Source organism: Spirochaetota bacterium, from assembly GCA_035477215.1.
Lineage (GTDB): Bacteria > Spirochaetota > UBA4802 > UBA4802 > UBA5368 > MVZN01.
The window spans coordinates 110,455-134,644 of record DATIKU010000018.1 but is presented as its reverse complement, the minus strand read 5'-3'; the positions used below and the strand labels follow the sequence as shown (position 1 = coordinate 134,644).

General features: G+C 57.7%; 23 protein-coding genes and 2 riboswitches. Of the genes, 8 read left to right on the top strand and 15 right to left on the bottom strand.

All coding sequences use genetic code 11. The annotated features are described in order from the left end of the window. Window positions 1-250 precede the first annotated feature (250 nt). Both VLM75_04560 and VLM75_04555 read left to right on the top strand, forming a co-directional pair. Complete coding sequence (locus VLM75_04560; GenBank protein ID HSV96191.1) at window positions 251-1,027, top strand: hypothetical protein; 777 nt, start codon at window positions 251-253, stop codon at window positions 1,025-1,027. A gap of 19 nt (window positions 1,028-1,046) precedes the next feature. Further along, a complete protein-coding gene (locus tag VLM75_04555; protein HSV96190.1) occupies window positions 1,047-1,502 on the top strand; it encodes a GNAT family N-acetyltransferase in 456 nt (151 codons plus the stop codon). An 8-nt stretch (window positions 1,503-1,510) separates the two neighbouring features. Here the strand turns inward: VLM75_04555 and nadC are convergent, their stop codons facing one another. The 4 genes from nadC to VLM75_04535 are packed head-to-tail and all read right to left on the bottom strand — an operon-like array spanning window position 1,511 to window position 6,156. Beyond that, window positions 1,511-2,353, bottom strand: a complete 843-nt coding sequence (gene nadC / locus VLM75_04550) for a carboxylating nicotinate-nucleotide diphosphorylase (protein ID HSV96189.1) — start codon at window positions 2,351-2,353, stop codon at window positions 1,511-1,513. Further along, a complete protein-coding gene (gene uvrB, locus VLM75_04545; GenBank protein ID HSV96188.1) occupies window positions 2,350-4,356 on the bottom strand; it encodes an excinuclease ABC subunit UvrB in 2,007 nt (668 codons plus the stop codon). Before uvrB ends, nadC begins: the two co-directional genes overlap by 4 nt. A gap of 8 nt (window positions 4,357-4,364) precedes the next feature. Then, complete coding sequence (gene metW, locus VLM75_04540) at window positions 4,365-5,009, bottom strand: methionine biosynthesis protein MetW (protein HSV96187.1); 645 nt, start codon at window positions 5,007-5,009, stop codon at window positions 4,365-4,367. Then, window positions 4,993-6,156 carry a homoserine O-acetyltransferase gene (locus VLM75_04535; GenBank protein HSV96186.1) on the bottom strand — a complete coding sequence of 388 codons (1,164 nt, stop codon included), beginning with the start codon at window positions 6,154-6,156 and terminating at the stop codon, window positions 4,993-4,995. The genes metW and VLM75_04535 overlap by 17 nt, the downstream gene beginning before the upstream one ends. A 90-nt stretch (window positions 6,157-6,246) precedes the next feature. Next, window positions 6,247-6,351, bottom strand: a riboswitch (SAM riboswitch). Between the two features lie 460 nt (window positions 6,352-6,811). On the opposite strand from VLM75_04535, the gene VLM75_04530 reads away from it, so the two are divergent. The 3 genes from VLM75_04530 to VLM75_04520 all read left to right on the top strand — a co-directional run bounded on the left by VLM75_04530 (window position 6,812) and on the right by VLM75_04520 (window position 11,740). Then, window positions 6,812-8,941, top strand: a complete 2,130-nt coding sequence (locus VLM75_04530) for a heterodisulfide reductase-related iron-sulfur binding cluster (protein ID HSV96185.1) — start codon at window positions 6,812-6,814, stop codon at window positions 8,939-8,941. 80 nt (window positions 8,942-9,021) lie between these two features. Further along, the gene (locus VLM75_04525; GenBank protein ID HSV96184.1) at window positions 9,022-11,373 is read left to right on the top strand and encodes a sodium-translocating pyrophosphatase; all 2,352 of its coding nucleotides are present in this window, start codon (window positions 9,022-9,024) and stop codon (window positions 11,371-11,373) included. A gap of 106 nt (window positions 11,374-11,479) precedes the next feature. Beyond that, on the top strand, window positions 11,480-11,740 hold the full coding sequence (locus VLM75_04520) for a hypothetical protein (GenBank protein HSV96183.1): 261 nt from the start codon (window positions 11,480-11,482) through the stop codon (window positions 11,738-11,740). 7 nt (window positions 11,741-11,747) lie between these two features. Here the strand turns inward: VLM75_04520 and VLM75_04515 are convergent, their stop codons facing one another. Then, complete coding sequence (locus VLM75_04515) at window positions 11,748-12,491, bottom strand: hypothetical protein (protein HSV96182.1); 744 nt, start codon at window positions 12,489-12,491, stop codon at window positions 11,748-11,750. 199 nt (window positions 12,492-12,690) lie between these two features. On the opposite strand from VLM75_04515, the gene VLM75_04510 reads away from it, so the two are divergent. Further along, window positions 12,691-13,512, top strand: coding sequence for a GGDEF domain-containing protein (locus VLM75_04510; GenBank protein HSV96181.1), 822 nt, complete (start codon window positions 12,691-12,693; stop codon window positions 13,510-13,512). 3 nt (window positions 13,513-13,515) lie between these two features. Here VLM75_04510 and tsaD read toward each other — a convergent pair whose 3' ends face one another. The 10 genes from tsaD to hypF all read right to left on the bottom strand — a co-directional run bounded on the left by tsaD (window position 13,516) and on the right by hypF (window position 22,932). Then, window positions 13,516-14,520, bottom strand: a complete 1,005-nt coding sequence (gene tsaD, locus VLM75_04505) for a tRNA (adenosine(37)-N6)-threonylcarbamoyltransferase complex transferase subunit TsaD (GenBank protein HSV96180.1) — start codon at window positions 14,518-14,520, stop codon at window positions 13,516-13,518. After that, window positions 14,501-15,871: a S41 family peptidase gene (locus tag VLM75_04500; protein HSV96179.1), complete on the bottom strand. Its 1,371-nt coding sequence runs from the start codon at window positions 15,869-15,871 to the stop codon at window positions 14,501-14,503. The genes tsaD and VLM75_04500 overlap by 20 nt, the downstream gene beginning before the upstream one ends. A 20-nt stretch (window positions 15,872-15,891) precedes the next feature. Continuing rightward, a complete protein-coding gene (locus VLM75_04495) occupies window positions 15,892-16,164 on the bottom strand; it encodes a hypothetical protein (protein ID HSV96178.1) in 273 nt (90 codons plus the stop codon). A 77-nt stretch (window positions 16,165-16,241) separates the two neighbouring features. Further along, on the bottom strand, window positions 16,242-16,868 hold the full coding sequence (locus tag VLM75_04490; GenBank protein HSV96177.1) for a CoA pyrophosphatase: 627 nt from the start codon (window positions 16,866-16,868) through the stop codon (window positions 16,242-16,244). Beyond that, window positions 16,840-17,388, bottom strand: a complete 549-nt coding sequence (locus VLM75_04485) for a fumarate hydratase C-terminal domain-containing protein (protein HSV96176.1) — start codon at window positions 17,386-17,388, stop codon at window positions 16,840-16,842. The genes VLM75_04490 and VLM75_04485 overlap by 29 nt, the downstream gene beginning before the upstream one ends. After that, window positions 17,385-18,236, bottom strand: a complete 852-nt coding sequence (locus tag VLM75_04480) for a fumarate hydratase (protein HSV96175.1) — start codon at window positions 18,234-18,236, stop codon at window positions 17,385-17,387. The genes VLM75_04485 and VLM75_04480 overlap by 4 nt, the downstream gene beginning before the upstream one ends. Then, window positions 18,226-18,480, bottom strand: coding sequence for a HypC/HybG/HupF family hydrogenase formation chaperone (locus VLM75_04475; protein HSV96174.1), 255 nt, complete (start codon window positions 18,478-18,480; stop codon window positions 18,226-18,228). Before VLM75_04475 ends, VLM75_04480 begins: the two co-directional genes overlap by 11 nt. Before the next feature lie 99 nt (window positions 18,481-18,579). Further along, window positions 18,580-19,581: a hydrogenase expression/formation protein HypE gene (gene hypE, locus VLM75_04470; protein HSV96173.1), complete on the bottom strand. Its 1,002-nt coding sequence runs from the start codon at window positions 19,579-19,581 to the stop codon at window positions 18,580-18,582. Continuing rightward, window positions 19,581-20,648 (bottom strand): hydrogenase formation protein HypD, encoded by a 1,068-nt coding sequence (gene hypD, locus VLM75_04465; protein ID HSV96172.1) that lies wholly within the window; start codon window positions 20,646-20,648, stop codon window positions 19,581-19,583. Before hypD ends, hypE begins: the two co-directional genes overlap by 1 nt. After that, window positions 20,641-22,932, bottom strand: coding sequence for a carbamoyltransferase HypF (gene hypF / locus VLM75_04460; protein ID HSV96171.1), 2,292 nt, complete (start codon window positions 22,930-22,932; stop codon window positions 20,641-20,643). Before hypF ends, hypD begins: the two co-directional genes overlap by 8 nt. Window positions 22,933-23,025: 93 nt before the next feature. After that, a riboswitch (molybdenum cofactor riboswitch) is annotated at window positions 23,026-23,147 on the top strand. A 130-nt stretch (window positions 23,148-23,277) separates the two neighbouring features. Between hypF and VLM75_04455 the strand changes: the two genes are divergently transcribed. Beyond that, window positions 23,278-23,700 carry a cytochrome c3 family protein gene (locus tag VLM75_04455; protein ID HSV96170.1) on the top strand — a complete coding sequence of 141 codons (423 nt, stop codon included), beginning with the start codon at window positions 23,278-23,280 and terminating at the stop codon, window positions 23,698-23,700. 24 nt (window positions 23,701-23,724) lie between these two features. Beyond that, the gene (locus tag VLM75_04450; protein HSV96169.1) at window positions 23,725-24,180 is read left to right on the top strand and encodes a HyaD/HybD family hydrogenase maturation endopeptidase; all 456 of its coding nucleotides are present in this window, start codon (window positions 23,725-23,727) and stop codon (window positions 24,178-24,180) included. Window positions 24,181-24,190: the final 10 nt, after the last annotated feature.

Sequence of the window (24,190 nt, the reverse complement as noted above, 5' to 3'; positions counted from 1 at the left end):
GCTCGTCGCATGCGGGGGGATTTTTGCGTTTTTCGCCCACACCTGGTTTATCAGACGGGGGCGCACGGAGTTTACGCTTCCGATATCGCGCCTCATGCTGGCCGCCACGCTCGCGCTATCGGTCGCCCAGGGGGCGCTCACGCTGTACATACTGCTGACCGGTGGCTGAAAATTACCGCCCATGAGCGGAAGGAAGAATTCGTCTGTGTACCGGCGTATTAACGAAATAAAAATCGACAGGAGGAACACAATGACAGAGGCCGCCAATCCGCAGACCGCCAATCCACGGCTCTGGCTCGTCATCGCCGCCTCGGCCCTTGCGCTTTTCATCACCGGATCATTTTTCTCGATCGACTTGAGCAACCATCTCTACGGAACCGGCAGCGTCTACCCGGCCTTCGCAAAACCCGTTGTCTCCCTGCTCTGCGCCCTCATAGTGTTCGGAATCGGGAAGAACGGTCTCGGCGCGAAAGATACACTCCTGCTCGTAATAGCGTACGTATGTATCGTCATCGTCGACGCGGCCATGAGCGTATGGGTGTACCACGACGACGTTTCGCTTAAAAACACCGCCTTCCTCGTCGGCGCCGCGCTCTCCATCATCGCGCACATCCTGCTCATCACACGCCATGCGCGCGGTTTCGAGTTTCTCCGCTCCGACGCGCCGCTTGCGCGGCGAATGGCATTCCCGCTCTGCTTCTACGTTCCGGTGACGGTCATCTTCATACTTCTCGCCGCTCCACTTCACGCGGCCGGGCAGTTCTATCCCTCGCTCTTTTACGCCCTTGTCCTCACGACTTCGCTTTGGGTGGGATGGGAGACCGTGCGAAACCGGCTCTTCCCAGCGCGAAACGCCTGGCTCATCGCGATGGGCGTCAGCTCCTGGTTCGCGACCGAAATCATAGGGGTGCTCTACAACATACGGGTCGAATCGATTGCGCCATACTGCATGATCATTACCTGGTTGTTCTACATGCCGGCGATACTGCTCATCGCGCTCAGCGGCCACCGCTGGGAAAGCCGGTAATTGCGACAAAAGGCGACTCATGGGAACGATCGACATAACCACCGTGCCAGTGACCGCGATCGAGGCCGTCCGGCCGCTATGGGAGAAGCTCAGGTTTCACCACCTGCACCGCTCGCCGCATTTCGGCCCGTATTACGAATCCTTAACCTTCGAAAAGCGGATAGAAAAATTCCTCGGGGATGATATCGACATCAACATCGACGTAGCGCGCGACGGTGGGACGATCGTCGGATATTGTATAAGCACGATAGACCGCAACGGGTACGGCGAGGTCGATTCGATTTTCATCGAGGAGGAGTATCGGCTTTCCGGCACGGGCGACAGACTGTTGGGACGAGCTATCGAATGGCTGAAGGCAGGGGAAACGACGGAGATCACGATCGTCGTGGCGGCCGGGAACGAGGAGGCGCTCCCCTTCTACCGGCGATACGGTTTTTACCCGGCCCACACGACGCTGAAACCCGGCAGGGAGTAGGCCCGGCGCTACTCGAAGCGCATCGAGAGGTCGAACGCCCTGACCGAATGCGTGAGCGCGCCGATCGAGATAAAATCGATCGCGAGTTCCGCGGTCTCGCGTATGCGACCCTCATCCATGTTGCCCGAAACCTCGATCTTCGAGCGGCCGCCGATTATCTCTATCGCCTCGCGCATGAGCTCCCTTTCCATGTTGTCGAGCATGATGATGTCCGCGCCCGCGTCGGCCGCCTCGCGCGCCTCGGAGGTCGTGGTGACCTCGACCTCAACCTTGAAGCGCGCACCGTGGGCCATACGCACGCGCCGCACCGCCTCGGCGATGCCGCCCGCGGCCCGTATGTGGTTGTCCTTGATCATCACCATATCGAAAAGGCCCATGCGATGGTTGGTGCCGCCCCCCGCCGCCACCGCGTACTTGTCGAGCAGGCGAAGCCCCGGCGCGGTCTTTCTCGTGTCGAGTATGCGAATGGTCGTCCCCGCAACCAGCTTCACCGCGCGGCCGGCCCCGGTCGCGATCCCCGACATGCGCTGCGCGAAGTTGAGCGCGGTCCGCTCGCCGGTAAGGACCGCTGCGGTGCGTCCCGACACCATGAAAGCCGTCTCGCCGCGGGCGATCCGTTCGCCGTCGCTTTTCACCAGCGACACCCGCACGTCAGGATCGACGCGACGATACACCATTTTAACGACTCCCCCGCCGCAAAATATCCCGTCCTGCCTGGAGATCACCCTTGCCGTCGAGATATCCGCACCCGTAAATATCGCCTCAGAGGTGACGTCACCGTCGCCTATGTCCTCTTTCAGAGCGGCGTCAATAATGGGGAGGATGTCGTTTTCGTTCGGCAGTGATATCATTTTTTTGCCTTCTCCAGCAGGATCAGTTTCTTCTCGGCCTCCATCATCTGGTCGCGTAGCACCGCGGCCTTCTCGAACTCGAGGTTCGACGCCGCCTCAAGCATGTCGGTGCGGATGGTTTCGATTAGACCCTTGAGCGTTCCCGGATCCAAGGTGCGATAGGCGTTTTTGTAGTCGGCGACATACGAGGCGTACTCGTCGTCGCTGTGGTACTCCCGCTCGATGATATCGAGGATTTCCTTCGAAATGGAGGCGGGGGTGATGTTGTGCTCGACGTTGTAGCGGTGCTGCATCTCCCGGCGGCGGTTCGTTTCGTCGATCGCCGTCTGCATTGAGGGAGTTATCTTCTCAGCGTACATAATGACCATGCCGCCAAGGTTGCGCGCCGCGCGCCCCGCCGTCTGGATGAGCGAGCGGGCCGAGCGCAGAAAGCCCTCCCTGTCGGCGTCGAGGATGGCCACCAGCGACACCTCCGGGATGTCCAGACCCTCGCGCAGGAGGTTTATACCGACCAGGCAGTCGAACTCGCCTTTCCTGAGGTCACGTATTATTTCAACTCGCTCGATGGTTTCGATCTCGGAATGCAGGTACTTCGCGCGGATGCCTGCATTTTCGAGATAGGCGGTGAGATCCTCGCTCATCTTCTTGGTGAGCGTCGTCACCAGCACGCGCTCGTTGCGTTCCGCGCGTATGCGCACCTCGCCGATCAGGTCGTCGACCTGATTTTTTGCCGGGCGCACCTCGATCGCAGGATCGATGAGCCCGGTCGGCCGTATAACCTGCTCCACGATGCGCGAGCTTACGGAGAGTTCGTAATCCGCGGGCGTGGCCGAAACGAAAACGGCGCGGTCGATTATGCGCTCGAACTCCTCGAAATAAAGCGGCCGGTTGTCGAGCGCCGACGGCAGGCGAAACCCGTATTCCACGAGGTTCGTCTTCCGCGAACGGTCCCCCTCGAACATGCCGCGCACCTGGGGCAGGGTGACATGCGACTCGTCCACAAACAGAATGAAGTTGCCCTTGAAATAATCCAGGAGCGTTGGCGGAGGCTCGCCCGCTCCCCTGCGACCGATGATGCGCGAGTAGTTCTCGACGCCCGAACAGTAGCCCATCTCCAGGAGCATCTCCATGTCGTAGCGGGTGCGGCTCTCCAGGCGCTGCGCCTCCAGGAGCCTGCCCTCGGACTTGAGGCTCGCCAGACGACCGGCGAGTTCCTCTTCGATCATCTTCACCGTGACCGTCATCTCATCGCCCGTTGAGACGAAGTGCTTGGCGGGATAGATGTAGGTGTTGTCGACCTTCTCGATCTTCTTGCCGGTAAGCGGATCGGTGCGGTGTATGGCCTCTATCTCGTCCCCGAAAAACTCCACGCGGACCGATTCCTGCAGGTAGGCCGGGTATATCTCAACCATGTCGCCCCGGACCCTGAAGGTGCCGCGGGTGAACGAGATGTCGTTACGCGTGTAGTGTATGGCCACGAGGCGCTGCAACAGCTCGTCGCGTCCGAAATCATCACCCACGCGCAGGGGCACGTGCAGCTTTTCGAAGTCATCCGGGCTTCCCAGACCGTATATACACGAGACTGAGGACACCACGATGACATCGCTTCGGGTCAGGATCGACGAAGTCGCCCTCAGGCGCAGGCGGTCGATCTCGTCGTTGATAGACGCGTCTTTTTCTATATAAAGGTCCCGCGAGGCCACGTATGCCTCAGGCTGGTAGTAGTCATAGTACGAAACGAAGTACTCGACCGCGTTCTGGGGGAAGAACTCCTTGAATTCTCGGTAAAGCTGGGCCGCGAGTGTCTTGTTGTGCGTGAGCACCAGCGCCGGCTTCCCTACCCGCTCGATCACCTTGGCCATGGTGAAGGTTTTTCCCGAGCCGGTAACGCCGAGGAGCGTCTGGTACTTCATGCCCTCGCCAATACCCTCCGACAGGAGGTCGATCGCCCGCTCCTGGTCTCCGGACGGCCTGTAGCGCGATATCACTCTGAATGGCGGCATGGTTGCGATCAGAAAGCGCCGGTAAATTTTTCGCCGTCAAGGACAAACATGCCGTACTGCGCGAAAAGATTGGCCGCGACGGCACTTGAAAGCGATACGCCTCCGTTCCCAATATTGAAGTGCCGCTGTTTCTTGACCGGATAATGGCGCGCGCGGCAGTAGCTCAAAAAGTCGCGTATGGTGAGAAGATGGATGTTCGGCGACTCGTACCAATCGTACGGCAGGAGCCTGTTCCTCGGCATGGTGCCTTTGCAGAGGAGCTGCAGGCGGATATGATAGTACCCGAAATTCGGAAAGCTTATGATCGCGTTTTTTCCGATGCGCATGATCTCCGCCAGCACGTATTCCGGCTTCTTGGTGCTCTGCAGTGTCTGGTTGAGGATGACGTAATCGAACGAGTTGCTCTTGTAATCGGCCAGGCCGTCGTCGATGTCGCCCTGGTAGCAGTACAGGCCCTTCTCCAGGCACATGCTCACCCCCTCGGCCGAAAGTTCGACGCCGTACCCGTCTATCTTCTTGATGCGCTGGAGCGCGTGGAGCAGAACCCCGTCGCCGCAGCCCAGGTCGAGCACGCGCGAATATGCGGGGACCTCCTCGATTATAATGTCATACCCAGCGCGGATTTCACCGCCATGATCAGCCGTGCTTTTCAAACTGGCTCCTCAAAAAATTCGCGATATTGCGCTGTGTCTGCTTGTCGTCGAGCAGAAAGGTGTCGTGCCCGGTGTCCGATTCGATCTCGGTATAGCCGACATGTTTGCCGCAGGCGCGAAGGGCCCGAACGATCTCCCTCGATTGCTCGCTCGGGTATAGCCAGTCGGAAGTGTAGCTTATGATGAGAAAATCGGCCTTCACGTTCTCGAAAGCCGCGCCGAGACTGCCGTAATCGGCCTTGAGGTCGAAGTAATCCATCGCCTTGGTGATATACAGGTACGAGTTCGCGTCGAAGCGGTTTACGAACTTTATTCCCTGGTGGTGCAGGTACGACTCCACCATAAACTCGGACTCGAAGTTGAAACTGAAGAGGTTTGCGTCCTGCAGCCTGCGCCCGAATTTCTCGTGCATCAGCCGTTCGCTCATATAGGTGATGTGGCCGATCATGCGTGCGAGCCCCAGCCCCGCCTCGGGCTTTTTTCCTCCATAATAGTCGCCGCCGCGCCAGTTCGGATCGCGAAAGATCGCCTGGCGCCCCACCTCGTTGAACGCTATCCCCTGCGCGGACAGCGAAGCCGAGCTTGCCAGGGGGATCGCCGATGCGACCATGTCGGGATACGAGATGCACCACTGAAGCGCCTGCATGCCGCCCATGGAGCCGCCCGCCACCGCGAGCAGTCGGTCTATACCGAGATGCCTCACCAGATGATACTGCGCGTTCACCATATCCTGGACCGTAACGATCGGGAAGCTCAACCCGTATTCCTTTCCTGTCCCCGGGTCGATGGAGGTGGGCCCCGTCGAGCCCATACATCCGCCGATCACGTTCGAGCAGATAATGAAGTACTTGTCCGTATCGAAGGTCTTTCCGGGACCGACGTAGAGATCCCACCATCCGGGGTACAGGTCATCGTTGCTGTTATATCCGGCCGCGTGTGCGGAGCCCGAAAGCGCGTGCAGGAGGAGCACGGCGTTCGTGCGTTCCGAATTAAGGCTCCCATAGGTTTCGTGGGCGAGCGTTACCGGACCCAACCTCTTGCCGGAAACCAGCCGCATCTCGTCCGGCGAAGCGGCGAAAGTGAAGTATTCGGTTTTAACAAGTCCTACCGAGTCATCGGGCACATCGAGTATTCCATTCGTCTTCATGCGTTCGCCCGGCAAAGCGGGTCTTCTCTCCATTAAAAAAAACCGCGTATCGGAAACAGGCGACAGCGGTTTATTTTTCAATAAACTGCCATCCCATCTCCCGGATTGTTGTCCGCTGGAGTTGGCACCTGCCCCCTTTCGGGGACGGTTGCCGTGGCTTCTCGGGGCCAGTCCCTCCGCCACTCTGGATAAGATAGCGCGATGTATAAAGACGCCGCCCGTGGCGGCGCCGCAAGGGGCTCACTATGTGCCCCTTTCCGAGGTGATGTCAATAAAAAATGTCCACTCCGGTTGCGGAAATATATCACGAATCCCGCACTGGAACATTAAAAAAAGCGCTCCGCGGGCCGAGCGCCCATCTTTTAAAACCCGGGCGAACGCCATCGTACAAATATATACATTCATATTAATATGTCATGTTTCAGCGATAAAATAAAGTTGACAACCATCCCAACGGTTACGTAATGGACTTTTAGTAGTCAGGTTTGTATTGGAGTTGTTGCGGGACCCGGCAATGCGGGGTTTTCCCGTCGCAGGCGCGGAAAACCGTCCTGTTCGCCATGTAAGCAGCAAATCTGTTCCGTGAGAGTTCATTGAGAACTCAATTTATCACCAGCGATTATCGTTCCATATCTAACAGAAGCGGAGGATTCCTATGAATTTCGCCGGTTTGTACGATATGCCCGCCACCGACATCGCCCGCCAGATGTACTTCAATGTTGGCGGCCCGCATGGCTTCATGCGCTGGGGCATATACATCTTCATGTTCGCCGCGTTCATCTATCTCGGCATCACCCTTTACCGTAGAATAATAATCTGGAGGCAGGGGGTCGGAGAGCTCCGCACGGATTTCCACGAAAAAAGGATCTACGCGTTTTTCAAGTACGTCATTTTCCAGGCCAAGGTGCTTCGCGAATCCTACACCGGCATCTTCCATGTAAGCCTTTTCTGGGGCTTTATCGGCCTTTTTATCGTGACGGCGATCATTGTGGTGCAGGAGGACATTACCGAGCTCTTCTTCCACACCAAGTTCATTTACGGAAACTTCTACCTTATATGGTCTCTCGCCGGCGACCTCTTCGGTGGGATCGTTCTCGTCGGTCTTGTCATGGCGATCTACAGAAGGTACAAGGTGAAACCCTCCCGGCTCGACACCAAGATGATCGACACCTTTGCGCTCGCGCTGATCACCTTCATCGTCCTTACCGGTTTTTTCAATGAGGCGATGCGCATAGCCATCACTGACTTTCCGGTATTTGAGGTATGGTCTCCCTTCGGTTACGCTCTGGCCCACGCCTTTTCATGGATCGGCAGGCCCGCCCTCGAAACGATGCACTACGTCAACTGGTGGCTGCACATGGTTTCGGCCTTCTCCTTCATCGGCCTGATCGGATCGGACAAGCTGGGGCATGTCGCCACAACCATGCTCAATGTATATTTCCAGAATCTCGACAACGAAAACGAGAACACCAAGTACTCCATGCAGCCCATCTCGCCCGCTACCTTCGAGACCGCCGAATCCTTCGGAGTGGGCTCGGTCGAGCAGTTCACCTGGAAACAGCTTATGGACGGCGACGCCTGCACCCGTTGCGGCCGCTGTCAGGACAACTGTCCGGCGTATCTCACCGAGAAGCCGCTTTCTCCCAAGAAAATAATCAACGACGTCAAGGCGGCCATGGACGAACGTGCCCCGAAGCTCATGGAAGCAAAGCGGGCCGGCCAGGACATCGCGACCGTAGAATCGAAGATGCTCATCGGCGAGCACGTGCTTGACGACGAAATCTGGTCGTGCACCAACTGCGCCGCGTGCGTGGAGAACTGCCCGGTGCAGATCGAACATATCAACAAGATCAACGACATGCGACGCTTTAAGATTCTCATGGAAGGCTCCATGGCGCCCGAGCTCCAGACGACGCTCTCTAACATGGAGAACAACTCCAACCCGTTCGGCTTCGGCTTCGCGGGACGGGGCGACTGGCTGCCCGCCGAACTTGGAGTGAAGACGCTTTCCGAAGATTCCGCGGTCGATTTCCTTTTCTACGTCGGCTGCTATACCTCCTTCGACAAGCGCAACCAGAAGATCGGCATCGCGCTTATAAAGATTCTGCAGAAGGCCGGCTACAAGGTCGGTATTCTCGGAGCCGAAGAGGCCTGTTGCGGCGATGCCGCCATGCGCGCCGGAAACGAATACCTCTTCCACGCGCTGGCCACCCAGAACCTCGAGACCTTCAAGGCCTACGGGGTGAAGAAGATCGTCACAACCTGTCCCCACGGCTATAACGTGATCAAGAAGGAATACGCGAAGTTCGCAAAGCTCGCCAAGGGCCCGGACGGCGCGCCCCTCGAGGCCGCGTATGAGGTTTACCATCACACCGAGATCATCGCCGACCTCATCAAAAAGGGCAAGATCAAGCTCGTCGAGCCGCTCAACGAGACCGTTACCTATCACGACTCGTGCTTCCTCGGCCGCTACAACGAGATCTACGCGGCGCCACGCGACATCATCAAGGCGATCCCCGGAACCAAGATCGTCGAAATGAGCCGCAACCACCATCGCAGCTTCTGCTGCGGAGCGGGCGGTGCGCGCATGTTCATCGAAGAGCACCTCGGTGCCCGGATAAACCAATTCCGGACCAAGGACGCTCAGGCAAGCGGGGCCACGAAAATAGCGACGGCGTGTCCGTTCTGTCTGACCATGCTCGCGGATGGAGCGAACGAGCTCGACATTCAGAATCTTCAGACCTTCGACCTCGCGGAATATGTCTTTAACGCTATGGAAAAATAATTTAGCGCATTCAAGCCCGTCCGGCGCGATCGGACGGGCGGTATTTACAAATAAAACTAATGGTAAAGGAGTGACTCACTATGGTTAATCCTCTGTTTTATATCGCCCCGGTGGCGTCGCTCATTGCCCTGTTCTTCGCCTGGGTTTTATACCGGATGATGATGAGAGCGGAGAAAGGCAATGAGAGAATGGAAGAGATAGCCGGGTACGTCCGGGAAGGCGCGTTCGCCTATCTCAAGCGACAGTACAAAGTCGTCACCATCGTCTTTTTCGTGCTGGTGGTGCTCTTCACCGTACTCGCGTATTTCGGAATCCAGAACCCGTTCGTTCCCGTCGCGTTTCTGACCGGCGGTTTCTTTTCGGGGCTCTGCGGTTTCCTCGGCATGAACACCGCCACCAACGCGTCTTCCAGGACGGCTCAGGGCGCCTCGAAGTCCCTCAACCGCGGACTCCAGGTCGCCTTCCGTTCCGGCGCGGTCATGGGACTCGTCGTTGTCGGTTTCGGTCTCCTCGACATTTCACTCTGGTACATGGGACTCAACTACGTCTATGACAACAACATCTGGAACCTGAGTGAAGCACTCGTGCACAAGATCGGGATCGCCGGCGGCGTTTTTGACATGCACCTGATCAACAGCCCGGAATTCAAACACGCAAAACTTGTTGAAATCACGACCACCATGATCACCTTCGGCATGGGCGCGTCGACCCAGGCGCTCTTCGCCCGCGTGGGCGGCGGCATCTACACCAAGGCGGCCGACGTCGGAGCCGACCTGGTCGGCAAGGTCGAGGCGGGAATCCCCGAGGACGACCCCCGCAATCCCGCGACAATCGCCGACAACGTAGGCGACAATGTGGGCGACGTGGCCGGGATGGGCGCGGACCTCTACGAGTCATATTGCGGTTCAATCCTCGCGACTGCGGCCCTTGGAGCGGCGCTTCCCCTAATCGCAGCCGAGACGGGCGAAGTGGTCAAGCCTATCATCGCTCCCATGATCGTGGCCGGTCTGGGCATTATCTTCTCGATCATCGGCATCTTCATGGTGCGCACGAAGGAAGATGCGACCATGAAAAACCTTCTTGTATCCCTTAACATCGGCGTGTGGGGAAGCTCGTTCATGATCATCGCCGCGCTCGCCGTCCTTGCCTACATCGACCTCATCACCTGGGGCGTCTTCGGCGCCGTTATAGCGGGCCTCGTGGCCGGGCTCATCATCGGCCAGTCGACCGAGTACTACACCGCCGATGAATACTCTCCGACCCAGGGCATCGCCAAGCAGCACACCATGGGACCGGCGACCGGTATTCTCGACGGTATGTCCACCGGCATGTTCTCCGCCGGTATTCCGGTTATTACGATCGTGATCGGCATCATCGTCGCTTACGCATCCGCCGGCGGATTTACCCTGGGCGCCAACTACGGCCTTTACGGAATCGGCTTTGCGGCGGTCGGCATGCTCGCGACCCTCGGCATAACGCTGGCCACCGACGCATACGGCCCGATCGCCGATAACGCGGGCGGAAACGCCGAGATGAGCCACCTTCCTCCGGAAGTCCGCAAGAGAACCGACGCCCTCGACATGCTTGGCAACACCACCGCCGCGACCGGAAAGGGATTCGCGATCGGTTCGGCCGCGCTTACCTCGATGGCCCTTCTCTCCGCCTATATCGAGGAAGTAAAGCTCTGGATCGGCAAGTACGCCGTTGTATCACCCGAGGGCTATTTCCAGGTCGGCGCGGTGAAGTTCTACCAGAAGCTGCCCGAAGGCGTTATCGCCAGTGATTTCGACGTGGTCGCGCACACCGCGCAGATCAAGCACTTCGCGGCCGCCTACGACATGTCGCTCATGAATCCGCTGGTGCTCTGCGGTCTTTTCCTCGGCGCCATGATGGCCTTCGTTTTCAGCGCCATGACGATCAAGGCCGTCGGCCGCGCTGCCGGCGCCATGGTCGAGGAAGTCCGCAGGCAGTTCAAAGAATTCCCCGGCATTATGCAGGGAACACAGAAGCCCGACTACGCCCGCTGTGTCGAAATCTCGACCAAGGGCGCGCAGAGCAAGATGATCGTCCCTTCGCTCCTGGCACTTTTCGTCCCTGTGGCGGTCGGCCTCGTGCTGGGCGTCGGCGGAGTCATGGGCCTTCTCGCCGGTTCGCTTGCGACCGGTTTCTCGCTGGCCTGTATGCTCAACAACGCGGGTGGCGCCTGGGACAACGCGAAGAAGTACATCGAGAAGGGTAACTACGGCGGAAAGGGCTCGGACGCCCACAAGGCCGGCGTTATCGGTGACACGGTAGGCGACCCGTTCAAGGACACGGCCGGCCCGTCGCTCAACATTCTTCTCAAGCTCATGAGCATGGTTTCGGTGGTCTTCTCCGGTGTCGTTGTTAAGCTTTCGCCGGTCATCGGAAAGGCGCTGGGTTTCATTAAGTAGAGTTGTTCAACGCTGAATCGTTCCGGAAGGCGGGGGGCTACTACCCCGCCTTCCTTTTTTTACCGGGTACTTTCGCTCGCCCGATCAATGGTAATGGGGGTATGCGATGTTCGAGGCGCTAATGCTTCTTTGTTTCGGGGCGTCCTGGCCGGCGTCCATCTATAAATCCGTTAAACTCAAGGACGTGAGGGGAAAATCGAAGCTGTTTCTCTGGTTCGTATTGACCGGTTATTGTTTTGGAATCATCAATAAGGTTCTCACCGGCATCGACTGGGTGATCATCTTTTATATCGCGGTCGGACTGCTGGTCCTGGCCGATCTTATACTCTATTATTACTATTCGGGGCGGGCCGGGGAGGCTCGCTGATTGACGGCTATCCCCTCTGTGCCCGCTTGCGGTAGCGGTCAAGCTCCGCCTTGAACAGTCTGGTTGTCCCGGCGAGGTCCTGAAATTTCTTGACGGTGAAAAACGCCTTGATGACCTCCTTGATCCTGGTGTCATCGTTGAGCTCCGCAAGCTGCCGCTGCTTTGCGTTGAATATATCGTCGCAATTCTTGAAAATCCCCCGTATGACGGTCTCCGCGGGAGCCACGGGAGGATTGAGTGGAAGCCCCGTTTTTCTGTGAATGTTCTTTAAAATCAGGGCGACAAGGGTAATCACTTTCCTCGATCGGTCAGCCGTCCTGTCGACCATTACTTTTTCAAACGCGTCAATAATAAGCTGATTCCGGGTTTTGACTTTTCTCAGCAGTTCCTCCCTGACATCGGGAGGAAGCTTGTTGAAGGCCGGGGGGTTGTGCGGATAAAAGGCCTTGAGGTAATCGGCGGTAATCATGATCCTGCCTGCGAGGGAATCGTTGATCGTATCCCCTTCTATAAACTCACGAAACCTGTCCATTTGTATTTCGATGAGGGACCTATGCTCGCCGAGAAAATCCGGCAGTGTCATGTTCTCAATAAGGAATGCCACTCTCTTGCTGTCGTACACGTCACTCTTGAAAAAGTACTCCTCCAGCAATTTTCGGAACATCGCCCTGGCGTCGCCCGCAAGATCTGGGTTTTCCTCCATCTGGATGCAGATGTCGATGAGGTTGTGGAACGTCTCTTTTCTGGCCATCTACCGTCCTTCTCCTGACACCTATACACCCCGTTCGCGAAATGATCAAGAAATTTGTTTTATGCAGTCGAAAACTCGATTGACATTCCCCCGCCCTTATGGTGCTGAATAGATTGTCGAATGGATATTCGCTTTTTTTAAGGCATTTTTCGTTTCGAGCGTACCGTTACTCACGCCCTCGGCGCCGGCAGGTGCAGGCATGATAAACAGAATTTTACAGACGAAAGAAACCATCGAGCTGGACATCCTGTCCGATTTCAACGACGACACCGTTCTGACTTTCGTCATTGAATCGCTCAGGCACGAGACGGATTCCCCGTATTCGGTCCTGCTCGAGACGATCTTCCATTACACCACATCGGAGGATCGCGCGAAATCCCTCTGGGACAGCATTACCGAAAACCGCAAGGAGCTTTCCCGAAGCCTCGGCCGGCCGGTAAGCCTTAAAACGGCCGTCGTCGATCACTTCAGTACGACGGGCATGGAGGTTGCCGTTTTTATCAAGGACAGCATGGCCGGTATCATCGAGGCCGCTACGCACGACGGCCTTACCGGCGTCTTCACCCACGAATATATCGACAACGATCTCAACCGTGAATTCCAGAGGGCCAGGCGCTACTCGCTCCCACTGTCGGTGCTTTTCATCGACATTGATAACTTCAAACGATTCAATGACATTTACGGCCACAAGGTCGGCGATCGGGTGCTTGCCATGGTCGGTTCCACCCTGAGGAAGTGTATACGCAAAATCGATTCGGTCGGCCGTTACGGCGGCGAGGAGTTCCTGGTTGTCCTGCCTCATACCGCCAGGCAGAACGCCATGAAAATCGCCCGAAAAATATCCAGGGAACTAAGAGAAATCACCGCCAAGGGAAGCGATCTGCCCGAGGGGATCACCGTGAGCATCGGCGTCGCCGGGCTCGACCAGTCGATGAAAGACTGTTTCGTGCTCCTCGATCTGGCCGACAGGGCGATGTACAAGGCCAAGCTGCAGGGGAAGGACCGCTGCTGCGCCGGCTGAGCGTCAGACCCGGGCGCTTACGTCGATATCAAGCGGACTGTAAAGTCCCTGCCGGAAATAGTGGTACCCAAGCCCCGCAACCATCGCCGCGTTGTCCGTGCAGAGGACCGGCGACGCGATGATAACCTCCTCCCCCTCTTCCCGGGCCCCGGCAAGCATCTCCCTCAGCCTCCCGTTTGCCGCCACCCCTCCCGCCACGACGATCCTGGGGATTCCGAACTCCCTGGAGGCCGCGAAAACCCGCCTAACCAGTATCTCGAGCGCCCGCTCCTGGAATGCGTGGACCAGTTCCGCCCTGTCGGCCAGAGGATTCACCCGCCGGTACTGGACGACGGCGGTTTTCAGTCCGCTGTAGGAAAAACGATAATCCCCGTTCGGGTCGGGCAGTATTTTCGGGAACAGCTTCTTTTTTAACACGGCTGTTCGGGCCAGGCTTTCCACGACCGGTCCGCCGGGGTAGCCAAGGTCGAGCAATTTGGCGACCTTGTCGAAGGCCTCGCCGACGGCGTCGTCTACCGTCTTTCCGATCAGGGTGAAATCGGCGATCCCGCGAACATGATACAATGCCGTATTGCCACCGGAAACCAGCAGACCAATATAAGGATATTCCGGTTCCCTCCCTTCCAGGAACGGCGCGTAGAGGTGTGCTTCGAGGTGGTTTACCGCTATCATCGGGATATTCATGGCGTAGGAGACGGCTTTCGCCGACTGCAGGGCGATGAGAAGGGAGCCGGTCAGACCCGGACGCTGCGTTGCCGCGACATAGCCCAGGCCCTTGAACGATATACCCGCCTCGCGAAGAGCCCCGTCCACAAGGCCGTTGACGGTCTCCAGGTGTGCGCGCGAGGCTATTTCGGGCACCACGCCGAAGTACTCCCTATGAAGGGCTATCTGACTGAATATAAGGTTCGAGAGTATCTCCCTTCCATTCCGCACGACCGAAACCGATGTTTCATCGCACGAGCTCTCAAGCCCCAGGCCCAGCGTGTCACGTTTCTTCGCCGACAACTTCTATCGCCTTTTTAAGCTGCGAGTCAAACTCAAGGTCGAACAGCGGCTGCTTGGAAAACCGGTATATCTCGCTTTTGAGTATGTAATTGGCGCTCTTCTCGGTGATCGGGAGATTGTGTCCCTTCAGGAATTCCACGAACTCCTTCCTGTTTTCCGGTGTATAGCCCTTGTGCGTGTTTAAAAACGCGTCGACCAGTTTCTCCCTGTAGATCGCGTTGACGTTTTTCCTGTCGGCCTCGGCAAGGCTTTCGGACGATACGACGAAATCCGGCTCGATGCCTTTGCCGTGTATGGAAACTCCGGAGGGCGTGTAGTACTTGGCTACGGTAAGGGCAAGGCCGATTTTTTCGTTGAGGTTGTACGATTTCTGTACCGAGCCCTTCCCGAACGTCCTTTCGCCAACGAGTTTGCCGCGCTTGTTGTCCTTTATCGCCCCCGCAAATATTTCCGAGGCCGATGCGCTTCCCTTGTTTACGAGCACCACGAGTCCTCCTTTGTACGTCGTGGGCTTATCCGCAAGATACTCCCTGATGTTGCCCGAGCCCTCGCGCCCGCGCGTTGAGACGATCGTCTTCCCCTTGTCCAGGAAAAGTTCGGTCATTGATATGGCCTGGTCGAGCAGCCCGCCGGGGTTCCAGCGCAGGTCCACAATGATGCGCCGTATTCCCCTGGCATTCAAATCACCAAGGGCCTTCTCGATTTCCCGCGTGGTGTCCGAGCTGAAGGTCTTGATCTTAATGTAGCCGGTACCGTGGTCTTTAAGAACATCGTAACTCACCGTGTCTATTTTTATGGGCATGCGCTCGAGGTCGAAGGTGATCGGATCATCGAACCCTTCACGAACCACCGTCAGCTTCACCTTCGTGTGCGGCAGCCCGCGGATCAGCTTGATGATCTCGGGGAGGCTTTTGTCCTTGAGCTCGCTCGTGTCTATCTTCGTTATTCTATCGCCGGCCTTTATGCCCGCCTTCATGGCGGGAGTACCGTTTATGGGAGAGATGACGACGATCTCACCGTCCTTCATGGTGATCTCGATTCCCACTCCCACGAACTTGCCGGTAGTCTCTTCTTTCAGTTCGGCGAAATCCTCCTCGTCGAGGAACCGCGTAAACGGGTCGTTGAGCGCCTGAAGCATTCCCCGGATCGCGCCGTAAAACAGGTTCTTTGTCTCGACGGTGTCGACATACTCCGTGCGAACGATCTGGTACACCTGGTGGAAATAATCCAGATAACTGTGGGCCGGCTCGAGCGCCTCCGCCTTAAACGAGAGGTTCACTCCGAGGAAAAGGCCTGTGAGGAAAGCGAAAATCGTGAAGTGAAGGCTTCGCTCACCAATTTTTTTAAACATACCGCCCCCCGATAATCATACTACCGCTTTAGAAAGATTTTTTCGTATTTTTCCTTCTGCTCGGCGGCCATATAGCGTTTCAGCGCCTCGTAATCGATGCCGTTTCTCGCGGCGGTTTCCCTGAAGATGGCCTCCCTCTGTGAAATCGACTGCTTTTCGTCGAAGCCCTCTTCGAATTCACGCTGGAGGTAGTCTTTCCAGACGGCCGCGAAATCCTTTTCGGTCACCGGCTCGACGGCACAGGCCTGGAAAAAAAGCAGGGCACAAAGAAATAAAACTGAAAAAGGTTTCACGATAATCTCCCGAATGCCTCGATCGGATTTATGGTACAAATCGGCAGGAAGGATTGTCTCCCGGCGATTAGACCCTGTCAATGAATTAAATCGACCTTCTCCCCGGGGCAGATGTTGAGTATCTTCGCCGCGAAATCGGTGAGTATGCGGGACGTCATGCCCCATATCTCGAAGTTTTGGTAATAATAGTAATAGACGTTGTACATGGAGCCCTCGAATTCGACCTGCTGGACCTTCCCGTATTCGCGATTGACGAACATCGCGAGGGGCACCTCCACGTATTCCTCTATCTCGTCGCAGTTGATCGTGTACTCATAGGGATGCGGGATGACGCCGATATAGCTTACCACGTGAAAACCGACGATCGAGATGAAGTCGTCGAAGCGCCCGAGGACATCGATGTCCGCGGAGCGGACTCCCACCTCCTCCTCGGTCTCGCGAAGAGCCGTGCTCAGGAAATCGCCGTCATTTTCATCATAGCCCCCGCCGGGCAGGGCCATCTGTCCTTTGTGGGTGCCAACCTTTTCCGTCCTCTTGGTCAGAAGAACGTGCGCCTCTCCGCCCCTGTTCATGATGAGGATAATCACCGCCGCCTGCCGCAGGCCCTTTTTCTGGATCGTGCGCGGGGCGTGCAAGGAGAGCCGCTGGCGCAGCTCCTCCCTGAAACAGGCGAAATCATCCTCGTTTTGAAAGCGCATCTTCATACAGGTCCCCGCCAAAAATATCGTTGATGACAATCGCCGGGAAGCCGGCGACCTCAAGCCGGTATATCGCCTCTGGCCCGAGATCATCGAAGGCGATCTCACTGGAGGAAACGATCCTCCTCGAAAGATACGCGCCCGCGCCGCCGAAGGTACTGAAATACACGGCCCCGCATTTCATCATGGCCCCGCGCGCCTCCGCGGACCTTTTGCCCTTCCCGATAAAGCCTTTGACCCCGGCGCCACACATCGTCCCGGCAAACGGATCCATACGGTAGGATGTCGTGGGGCCCGCGGAGCCGATCACCCTGCCGGGCGGCGCCGGACTCGGCCCCATGAAGTATATCACCTGGCCCCGGGGATCGAACGGCAGGGCTTCTCCGTTTTCAATCATGCGCCTCATGCGCTCGTGTGCCTTGTCGCGCGCCGCGTAGAGCACGCCCGAAAAGAGCGCCGCATCCCCGGTTCGGAGCGTGTTGACCGTCTCGTCGTCTAACGGAGTTTGTATCTGTATCCAGTTCACAGCACCGCCTCCGCGTACCGAAGCGAGTGGCAGTTGAGGTTCAGCGCGACGGGAAGCGTGGCGATATGGGTCGGAGCCTCTTTAATATATACAGCCGCCGCGGTGGAAGCTCCACCGAAGCCCAGGGGGCCCACGCCGGTGGCGTTGAGACGTTCGAGTATCCGCCGCTCGATATCGGCGTAGGCCGGGTCCGCGTGGCGGCTCCCGACGCCGCGCAGCACCGCCCTCTTGGCGTTCACGAGCGCTACGTCCGCCGTACCACCGATACCGACACCCAGAAAAAGCGGCGGACACGGGTTCGGCCCCGCCTCTATGACGCACGAGGCGATATGGTCAATGATTTCCTCTACGGAGGCGGTCGGCCTGAACATCTTCAGAAAACTCATGTTTTCCGAACCGCCGCCCTTAAGGTACACCGTAATGCCCACGCGGTCTCCGGGGACTATTTCGGTGTGGAGAAAGCAGGGAGTGTTGGTCTCCGTATTTTTCCTTACCAGCGGGTCGCCCACCACCGATTTTCGCAGATACAGCCTCTCGTAGGCATCGCGCACTCCCCTGTTAACGGCATCGGGAAGATAGTCTCCCTCAAGCGACACATCCTGCCCGATGTCAAAGAAGACGATCGTCACGCCGCAATCCTGGCAGAGCGGGAGCCGGTCGGCCCGGGCGATCGCGGCGTTATCGACGAGTACCCCAAGCGCATACCGGGCAGTCCCCGAGTTTTCCCGGTCGCGCATGGCCGCATACAGGTCCTCGACCCCGGCGGGCATCTCGAAGCTCGCCCGGTCTACAAGGTCGGCCACCGTCCGGCCGATGAGCTCCACGGAAACGGGACGCCTATGCGCCATCTGGCCTCCCCGCCTCATTGTCATCATTCATCGCGCGGTGATACTCGTCCCATGCGGCCTCTATCTCGCGCGCGGACTCCGGGTCGAGCTTTTCGATTACGAAACCGGCGTGGATGATCACCTTGTCGCCGACTGCGACATCGGGGGTTATGGTGATATCCACATATTTTTCAACGCCGTACGCCTCCGCGAGAGCCCGCGTACCATCTATACTTTTAACCGTCATTGGAATGGCAAGGCACATGGCCGGTCTCCCTTGATTTCATTTTGCATTTCTAAGGCGTCGCCACATTCGCGCGCCCGACGACATCGACGGGTTTTCGTATTTATGTCCCATCGCTTTTCAACATATGCGCGGCAGCTGTTCCTCAATTAAAAGGGGCAGGATGCGCCTCCCGCCCGTCCGTGTTTCGAGATACGCCCTGCCGGGATAAGCGACGCTCACCGTTCCGATAACCGCGGCATCCCGTCCTTCCGGAAGCGAACGCATGAGCCCGACGATTCCTTCGGCGTCCTTCCCGCGCACCACCATGAACACCTTCCCCTCGTTGGCCGCATACAGCGGATCGATGCCGAGCATCCCGGAAACACCTTTCACCTCGTCGCGCACCGGCAGGCTCGCCTCCGCCAGGCCGATGCCGAAATCTTTTCCCTTCACGATCTCGTTCAGCACCGAGGCCACGCCGCCCCGCGTCGGGTCGCGCATGAACTTCACGCTCTCCGGAAAATCTGCAAGCACCCTTTCGATGAGGCGGCTCATTGGCGCGCAGTCAGAGGCGAGTCCCCGGCTGAAGCTCAGCTTGTTGCGAAGCGCCATGATCGCGATCCCGTGGTCGCCTATAAAGCCGTTGATGACAATCGCGTCGCCCGGCGCGATCGGCCGGCGCTGCACCACCCTTTCAAGTATACCAATACCCGCCGTATTAATAAATATTTTATCGGCCTTTCCCCTGTCCACGACCTTCGTGTCCCCGGTAACGATCGAAACCCCGGCCTCGTCCGCCGCTCTTCTCATAGAAACGAGAATCCGCTCGAGCACGGCCGTTTCCAGGCCTTCTTCCAGTATAAGCGCGCAGCTCAGGTAGAGCGGCCGCGCCCCCATCACCGCGAGGTCGTTCACCGTTCCATTGACGGCGAGCGACCCGATCGTACCGCCGGGAAACTCTATCGGCGTGATGGTGAAGGTGTCGGTGGTGAAGGCGATCCTCCCGGCGCCGATGTTCAGCACCGCCGAGTCGTCCATCTGCACGCTCTCAGGTCCCAGAACACGGCGAATCAAACCGCCGATCATCTCGTTCATCAGTTTTCCGCCGCTTCCGTGCCCCGAAAGAATTCGGTCCGCCATCATAACCCCCCGTAATTATAGTAGGCCGAACACGGCCCCTCGGACGACACCATGCAGGGCCCCACTGCGTTTTCAGGCGTGCACGCCGAACCGAAGAGGCCGCAGTCGGTGGGAACAATTAGTCCGCGCAGCAGATCGCCGCAGCGGCAACCCTGGTGCTGCCGCGCCGGGGGCGGTTCAACGGGAAACCGCCGCGCTGCGTCGAAATCCGAGTAGCTGTCGCGAAGCGCAAGCCCGCTTCGGGGTATAACGCCGATCCCGCGCCAGTGGGCATCGCACTCCCCGAAGACGTCGTACATGATCTCCCCGGCCTTCGGGTTACCGCCGTCGCGGACAACGCGCGCATACCCGTTTTCGACCACGTTCATCTTCTCTTCGATCAAACGCACCAGAGCAGCGGCAGCCATGATGAGATCGTACGCCTCGAAGCCCGCCACCACGCCGGGCTTCCCGTACGAATCGGCCACGAAGCGCCAAGGCGCCACGCCGATGATCGCGCTCACATGTCCTGGAAGGATGAATCCGTCGATACGCGTTTCTCCCGCGTCGAGCAGGGCCTTCACGGCCGGCGGCGTGAGCTTGTTTCCGCACAGGATTGAAAAGTTCGCGATGTTCCGCTCGCGCGCCCGCTGCACCGCAACCGCCTCGGCCGGAGCGGTCGTCTCGAAACCCACACTGAGAAACATTACCTGCAAGTCCGGATTATTAGCGGCAATCTGCAGGGCGTCGAGCGGCGAGTAGACCACCTCGAGCCGCATCCCCAGCGCCTTCTCGCCGGCGAGCGAGCTGTACGAGGACGGCACCTTTACCATGTCGCCGAAGGTGGCCACCGTCACGCCGTGCACTCGGGCTATCTCGATCGCCCGGTCGAGATAATCATTCGGTGTAACGCAGACAGGGCACCCCGGCCCGTCAATCAGGGAAAGCCCCTCGGGGAAAACATCGCGCACCCCGGTTCGGAAAAACTCGGTGGTATGGGTGCCGCAGACCTCCATAATCCGGAGGTTGCGCTCCAGGCGGAGGGAGCGAAATCCGTCCGCCATTGCCCTGATTTTATCGTTATTCATTGTGAAATATCTCCCTGGCCACGGCGATCTGACCGAGAGCCAGACAACCGTCATTGAATGGTATTTTTTCCGGAAGGCTGATGTCAAACCGTTTTTTCTGCAGGCCTTCAATGATCAGTCGAAGCAGCAAACGGTTCTGGAAGGCCCCGCCGGAAAGCACGACATCATTGATGCCGCCGGCATCGCGCATACGCCCGGCCATCGCGACAGCGACGCCGGCGATCGCGACATGGAACGCGTACGCCGCCGCCTCGACGCTTAGGCCGGAAAGGCGCAGCGAAACGACGCGGTCCACCAGCGACACGGTCGAGATTACCGCCGGTCCTTCTCCTGAAACCGGTATCATCCAGCCGTCATCAATCCAGGTTCCCGCGCCGCGAAGAGCGGCCTCCTCAAGAAGCATCGCCGCCTCCGCCTCCGCGCTCACCGATTCCGCTATCCCAAGCACAGCCGCCATGCCGTCGAAGAGCCTCCCTATGCTGCACGTCTGGGGGCAGTTGATATCCTTTTCGATCATTTCGCACACCATCGCCGTCGCCCCGTCCCGGCGCATGAGTGGATACTCTTCGCCGTAGCGCGCGTGCAGTAGGGCTATGCCGATCTTCCATACGTCGCGGATGGCGTTCTCCCCGCCGGGAAGTGAAAAATACGAGAAATGCGCACGCCGCTCGAACGATTGCCGGTCCGCCACCATGAACTCCGCGCCCCACAACCGGCCGTCAGCGCCGTAACCGGTGCCGTCGAATGCGATACCGATCACCCGGCTTTTCAGATTCCTCTCTTCCATGACCGATGCAATATGCGCATGGTGGTGCTGAACGGCGATCTTTCGTAGTCCCTTTTCCTCAAGCTCCCCGGCGATCGCCGTGGTGAAATAGCCCGGATGCATATCGCACGCGACCGCTCGCGGCTCGAACCGGTATATATCCCCGAAACGGCCCATCTGTTTCCGGTAGAGTTCGTTCGCCGACGGCGACTCAAGGTCGCCAATGAACTGTGACATGACCGCCGAAGGGCCGCGTGCGTAGGCGAAGCTGCTCTTCAAATCGCCCCCGGTCGCGAACACCTCCACGCCATCGGTCGAGAGCACAAGCGGTACCGGCACGTAACCGCGCGAGCGCCGGACGAAGAAGGGCTTGCCCCTCTCCGCGAAAAGAACGCTGTCGTCACTGAACTGCTCGATATCCCTGTTATAGGTTACGAAAACGTCTGCGATTCTCCCGAGCTCGCCAAATGCTTCCCGATCGCGGTATACGATCGGTTCTTCCGCGACATTGCCGCTGGTCATAATGAGAATCGTATCCGGATCGACGCCAAAGAGCATGTGCTGAAAAGGCGAATAGGGAAACATAAGACCGATATAGCTCAATCCCGGCGCGACATGCCGGCTCACCAGGGCCGTTTTCTCCTTCATCAGAACGATCGGCCGTTCGTGCGAAAGGAGGAGCCTTTTCTCCGTCTCGTCGATTTCAAGAAACGAGGCCGCCTTTTCGTAGGTTCCCGCCATGAGCGCGAAGGGCTTTGATGGCCGCCCCTTTCTGCGCCTCAGCTCAAGGACCGCGGTGTCGCTTTGTGCGTCACAGGCGAGCAGGTAGCCGCCGATGCTTTTAATGGCGATGATGCGTCCTTCACGCACGTATGCCGCAGCCTTGCAAGCGATCTCCATGGCATCGGCCGAAATCAGCGTGCCGCGCACATCGCGAAGCTCGAGGCGCGGCCCGCAGTCCGGGCAGGCGTTCGGTTGGGTATGAAATCGCCGGTCGAGCGGGTCGCCGTATTCACGCCCACATGCCGGGCACATGTCGAACGGCTCCATCGAAGTGTTATTCCTGTCGTAGGGGATGTCGCGTACGATGCTGAAGCGCGGGCCGCAGTTGGTGCAGGTGATGAAGGGATAACCGAAGCGACGGTCGGCGGGGTCCAGCAATTCGGCGAGGCATTCGTCGCAGATCGCGCTGTCCGGGGGTATTATCGCCGTGCGCTCCTCCGCCTCGGCGCTTTTCTCAATATGGAATACCTTGAAATCGCCGGGCGGTTCTTTCTCGATCGTCATCGAATCAATGCGCGATAGGGGCGGGGGAGTGCCTCGTATTTCTTCCACGAAGGAATTCAGACGTTCTTTTTTTCCCTGCGCGTGCACCAGCACGCCCCTGGTGTCGTTCCGTACCAGGCCCGTAATACCGTATTTGAGCGCGATACGATAAACGAAGGGACGGAAACCGACACCCTGGACTATACCGGTGATGCGCAGGCGTATGTGATCGCTGCCGTCCATCCGGTTCATGATGCTGCATCCGCTCTATACATTGAAAAACCATATGTACAAAAAATTTATATAAAAGAAAATAATTTGACATGCCTATATCACTTTCTTAGAGTCAACCAGAATCCTTGATCTAATAATCCTAAAGTCTCCTGACCATGGATTGTGCGACGACAGGGCGGAGTCGGAAACGGCACCACTTCCCGGTTCGGAAACAGGAGTGAACGCCGCAATCTCAACACCGGCTGCGGTACGCGGCGTACGGCGTTGGGAATGTGCGTGCTTTCCTCCGCAATCCCCTCCCGGGACGTCGATTGCACATTCACCTTAAACAGGATACTCAATCTACTTTTAGGGGGTATATGTGTGAACAGACGAAGCACTACTCTTTTTCTCATCTGCAGCTTGGTAATCTCGGTTTCCTTCGCCGTTGCGGGGTGTAAGGAGGGTACGACCTCGATCAATCCGAGTCCCACCGATGTGTACATCATTAATTCTGTAAACAAATTCGTAACCGATTCGGACCTCAAAGCCGGGGTTGTCAAAACCAGGGACCTGGTAAGCGATGTTAAAATCTCGCATCTGAAGCATCAAAAGGCTGGAGTCGATTGCTTCACCTGCCATCATAAAAAAGGAAACGATGACAGGATAAAGGTCTGCGCGCAATGTCATAAAGGCAGTCGGGGCGAAGACGAAATTCACGATTTTTGTATCGGATGTCATGCGGTAAAGGCCAAGGGGCCGACCATGTGCCAGGACTGCCATCTGGAAGTCCACGACACCAAGTAGAAACGCCGGGGTATCGGTTATCACATGAAGAACGTATTGATACTGGGCATCGGTAACATCCTTCAGAGCGATGACGGCCTGGGCGTGCACATCGTAAACGAGATCATTGATTCGGGCGTCACACTTCCCGACAATGTCGAGATCGTCGATGGTGGGACCGCGGGCTTCGATCTCATACCGCTTATGCAGGGGAAAGACAGGATAATCATCGTGGACGCGCTGGGCGCCGCTGATGAGCCGGGGAGCGTCTACCGCCTTAGCCCCGAACAGTGCACTACCTGTAACGCCCGTTTTTCGCTGCATGAAGTGGGAATTATGCAGGTTCTCCGCACGCTCAGGCTGCTCGGCGACGACCCCTTAATCGAAATAATCGGTATTGTTCCCCGGGATGTCACGACGCTTTCCATGAATATCAGCGAGCCGGTGCGGCGATCAATTCCCGTCGCCGTTAAAACCGTTCTCGAAGCCGCGCTACAATGAAAACAGGAGG

Coding starts and splice junctions, on each gene's coding strand:
- VLM75_04560 (HSV96191.1), top strand. CDS start 251: ATGACAGAGGCCGCCAATCCGCAGACCGCCAATCCACGGCTCTGGCTC.
- hypF (HSV96171.1), bottom strand. CDS start 22,932: ATGAACCGGATGGACGGCAGCGATCACATACGCCTGCGCATCACCGGT.
- VLM75_04555 (HSV96190.1), top strand. CDS start 1,047: ATGGGAACGATCGACATAACCACCGTGCCAGTGACCGCGATCGAGGCC.
- VLM75_04520 (HSV96183.1), top strand. CDS start 11,480: ATGTTCGAGGCGCTAATGCTTCTTTGTTTCGGGGCGTCCTGGCCGGCG.
- VLM75_04535 (HSV96186.1), bottom strand. CDS start 6,156: ATGAAGACGAATGGAATACTCGATGTGCCCGATGACTCGGTAGGACTT.
- hypD (HSV96172.1), bottom strand. CDS start 20,648: ATGAATAACGATAAAATCAGGGCAATGGCGGACGGATTTCGCTCCCTC.
- VLM75_04475 (HSV96174.1), bottom strand. CDS start 18,480: ATGTGCCTTGCCATTCCAATGACGGTTAAAAGTATAGATGGTACGCGG.
- hypE (HSV96173.1), bottom strand. CDS start 19,581: ATGGCGGACCGAATTCTTTCGGGGCACGGAAGCGGCGGAAAACTGATG.
- VLM75_04490 (HSV96177.1), bottom strand. CDS start 16,868: ATGAAGATGCGCTTTCAAAACGAGGATGATTTCGCCTGTTTCAGGGAG.
- uvrB (HSV96188.1), bottom strand. CDS start 4,356: ATGCCGCCATTCAGAGTGATATCGCGCTACAGGCCGTCCGGAGACCAG.
- nadC (HSV96189.1), bottom strand. CDS start 2,353: ATGATATCACTGCCGAACGAAAACGACATCCTCCCCATTATTGACGCC.
- VLM75_04530 (HSV96185.1), top strand. CDS start 6,812: ATGAATTTCGCCGGTTTGTACGATATGCCCGCCACCGACATCGCCCGC.
- VLM75_04510 (HSV96181.1), top strand. CDS start 12,691: ATGATAAACAGAATTTTACAGACGAAAGAAACCATCGAGCTGGACATC.
- VLM75_04450 (HSV96169.1), top strand. CDS start 23,725: ATGAAGAACGTATTGATACTGGGCATCGGTAACATCCTTCAGAGCGAT.
- VLM75_04515 (HSV96182.1), bottom strand. CDS start 12,491: ATGGCCAGAAAAGAGACGTTCCACAACCTCATCGACATCTGCATCCAG.
- VLM75_04525 (HSV96184.1), top strand. CDS start 9,022: ATGGTTAATCCTCTGTTTTATATCGCCCCGGTGGCGTCGCTCATTGCC.
- VLM75_04480 (HSV96175.1), bottom strand. CDS start 18,236: ATGGCGCATAGGCGTCCCGTTTCCGTGGAGCTCATCGGCCGGACGGTG.
- VLM75_04500 (HSV96179.1), bottom strand. CDS start 15,871: ATGTTTAAAAAAATTGGTGAGCGAAGCCTTCACTTCACGATTTTCGCT.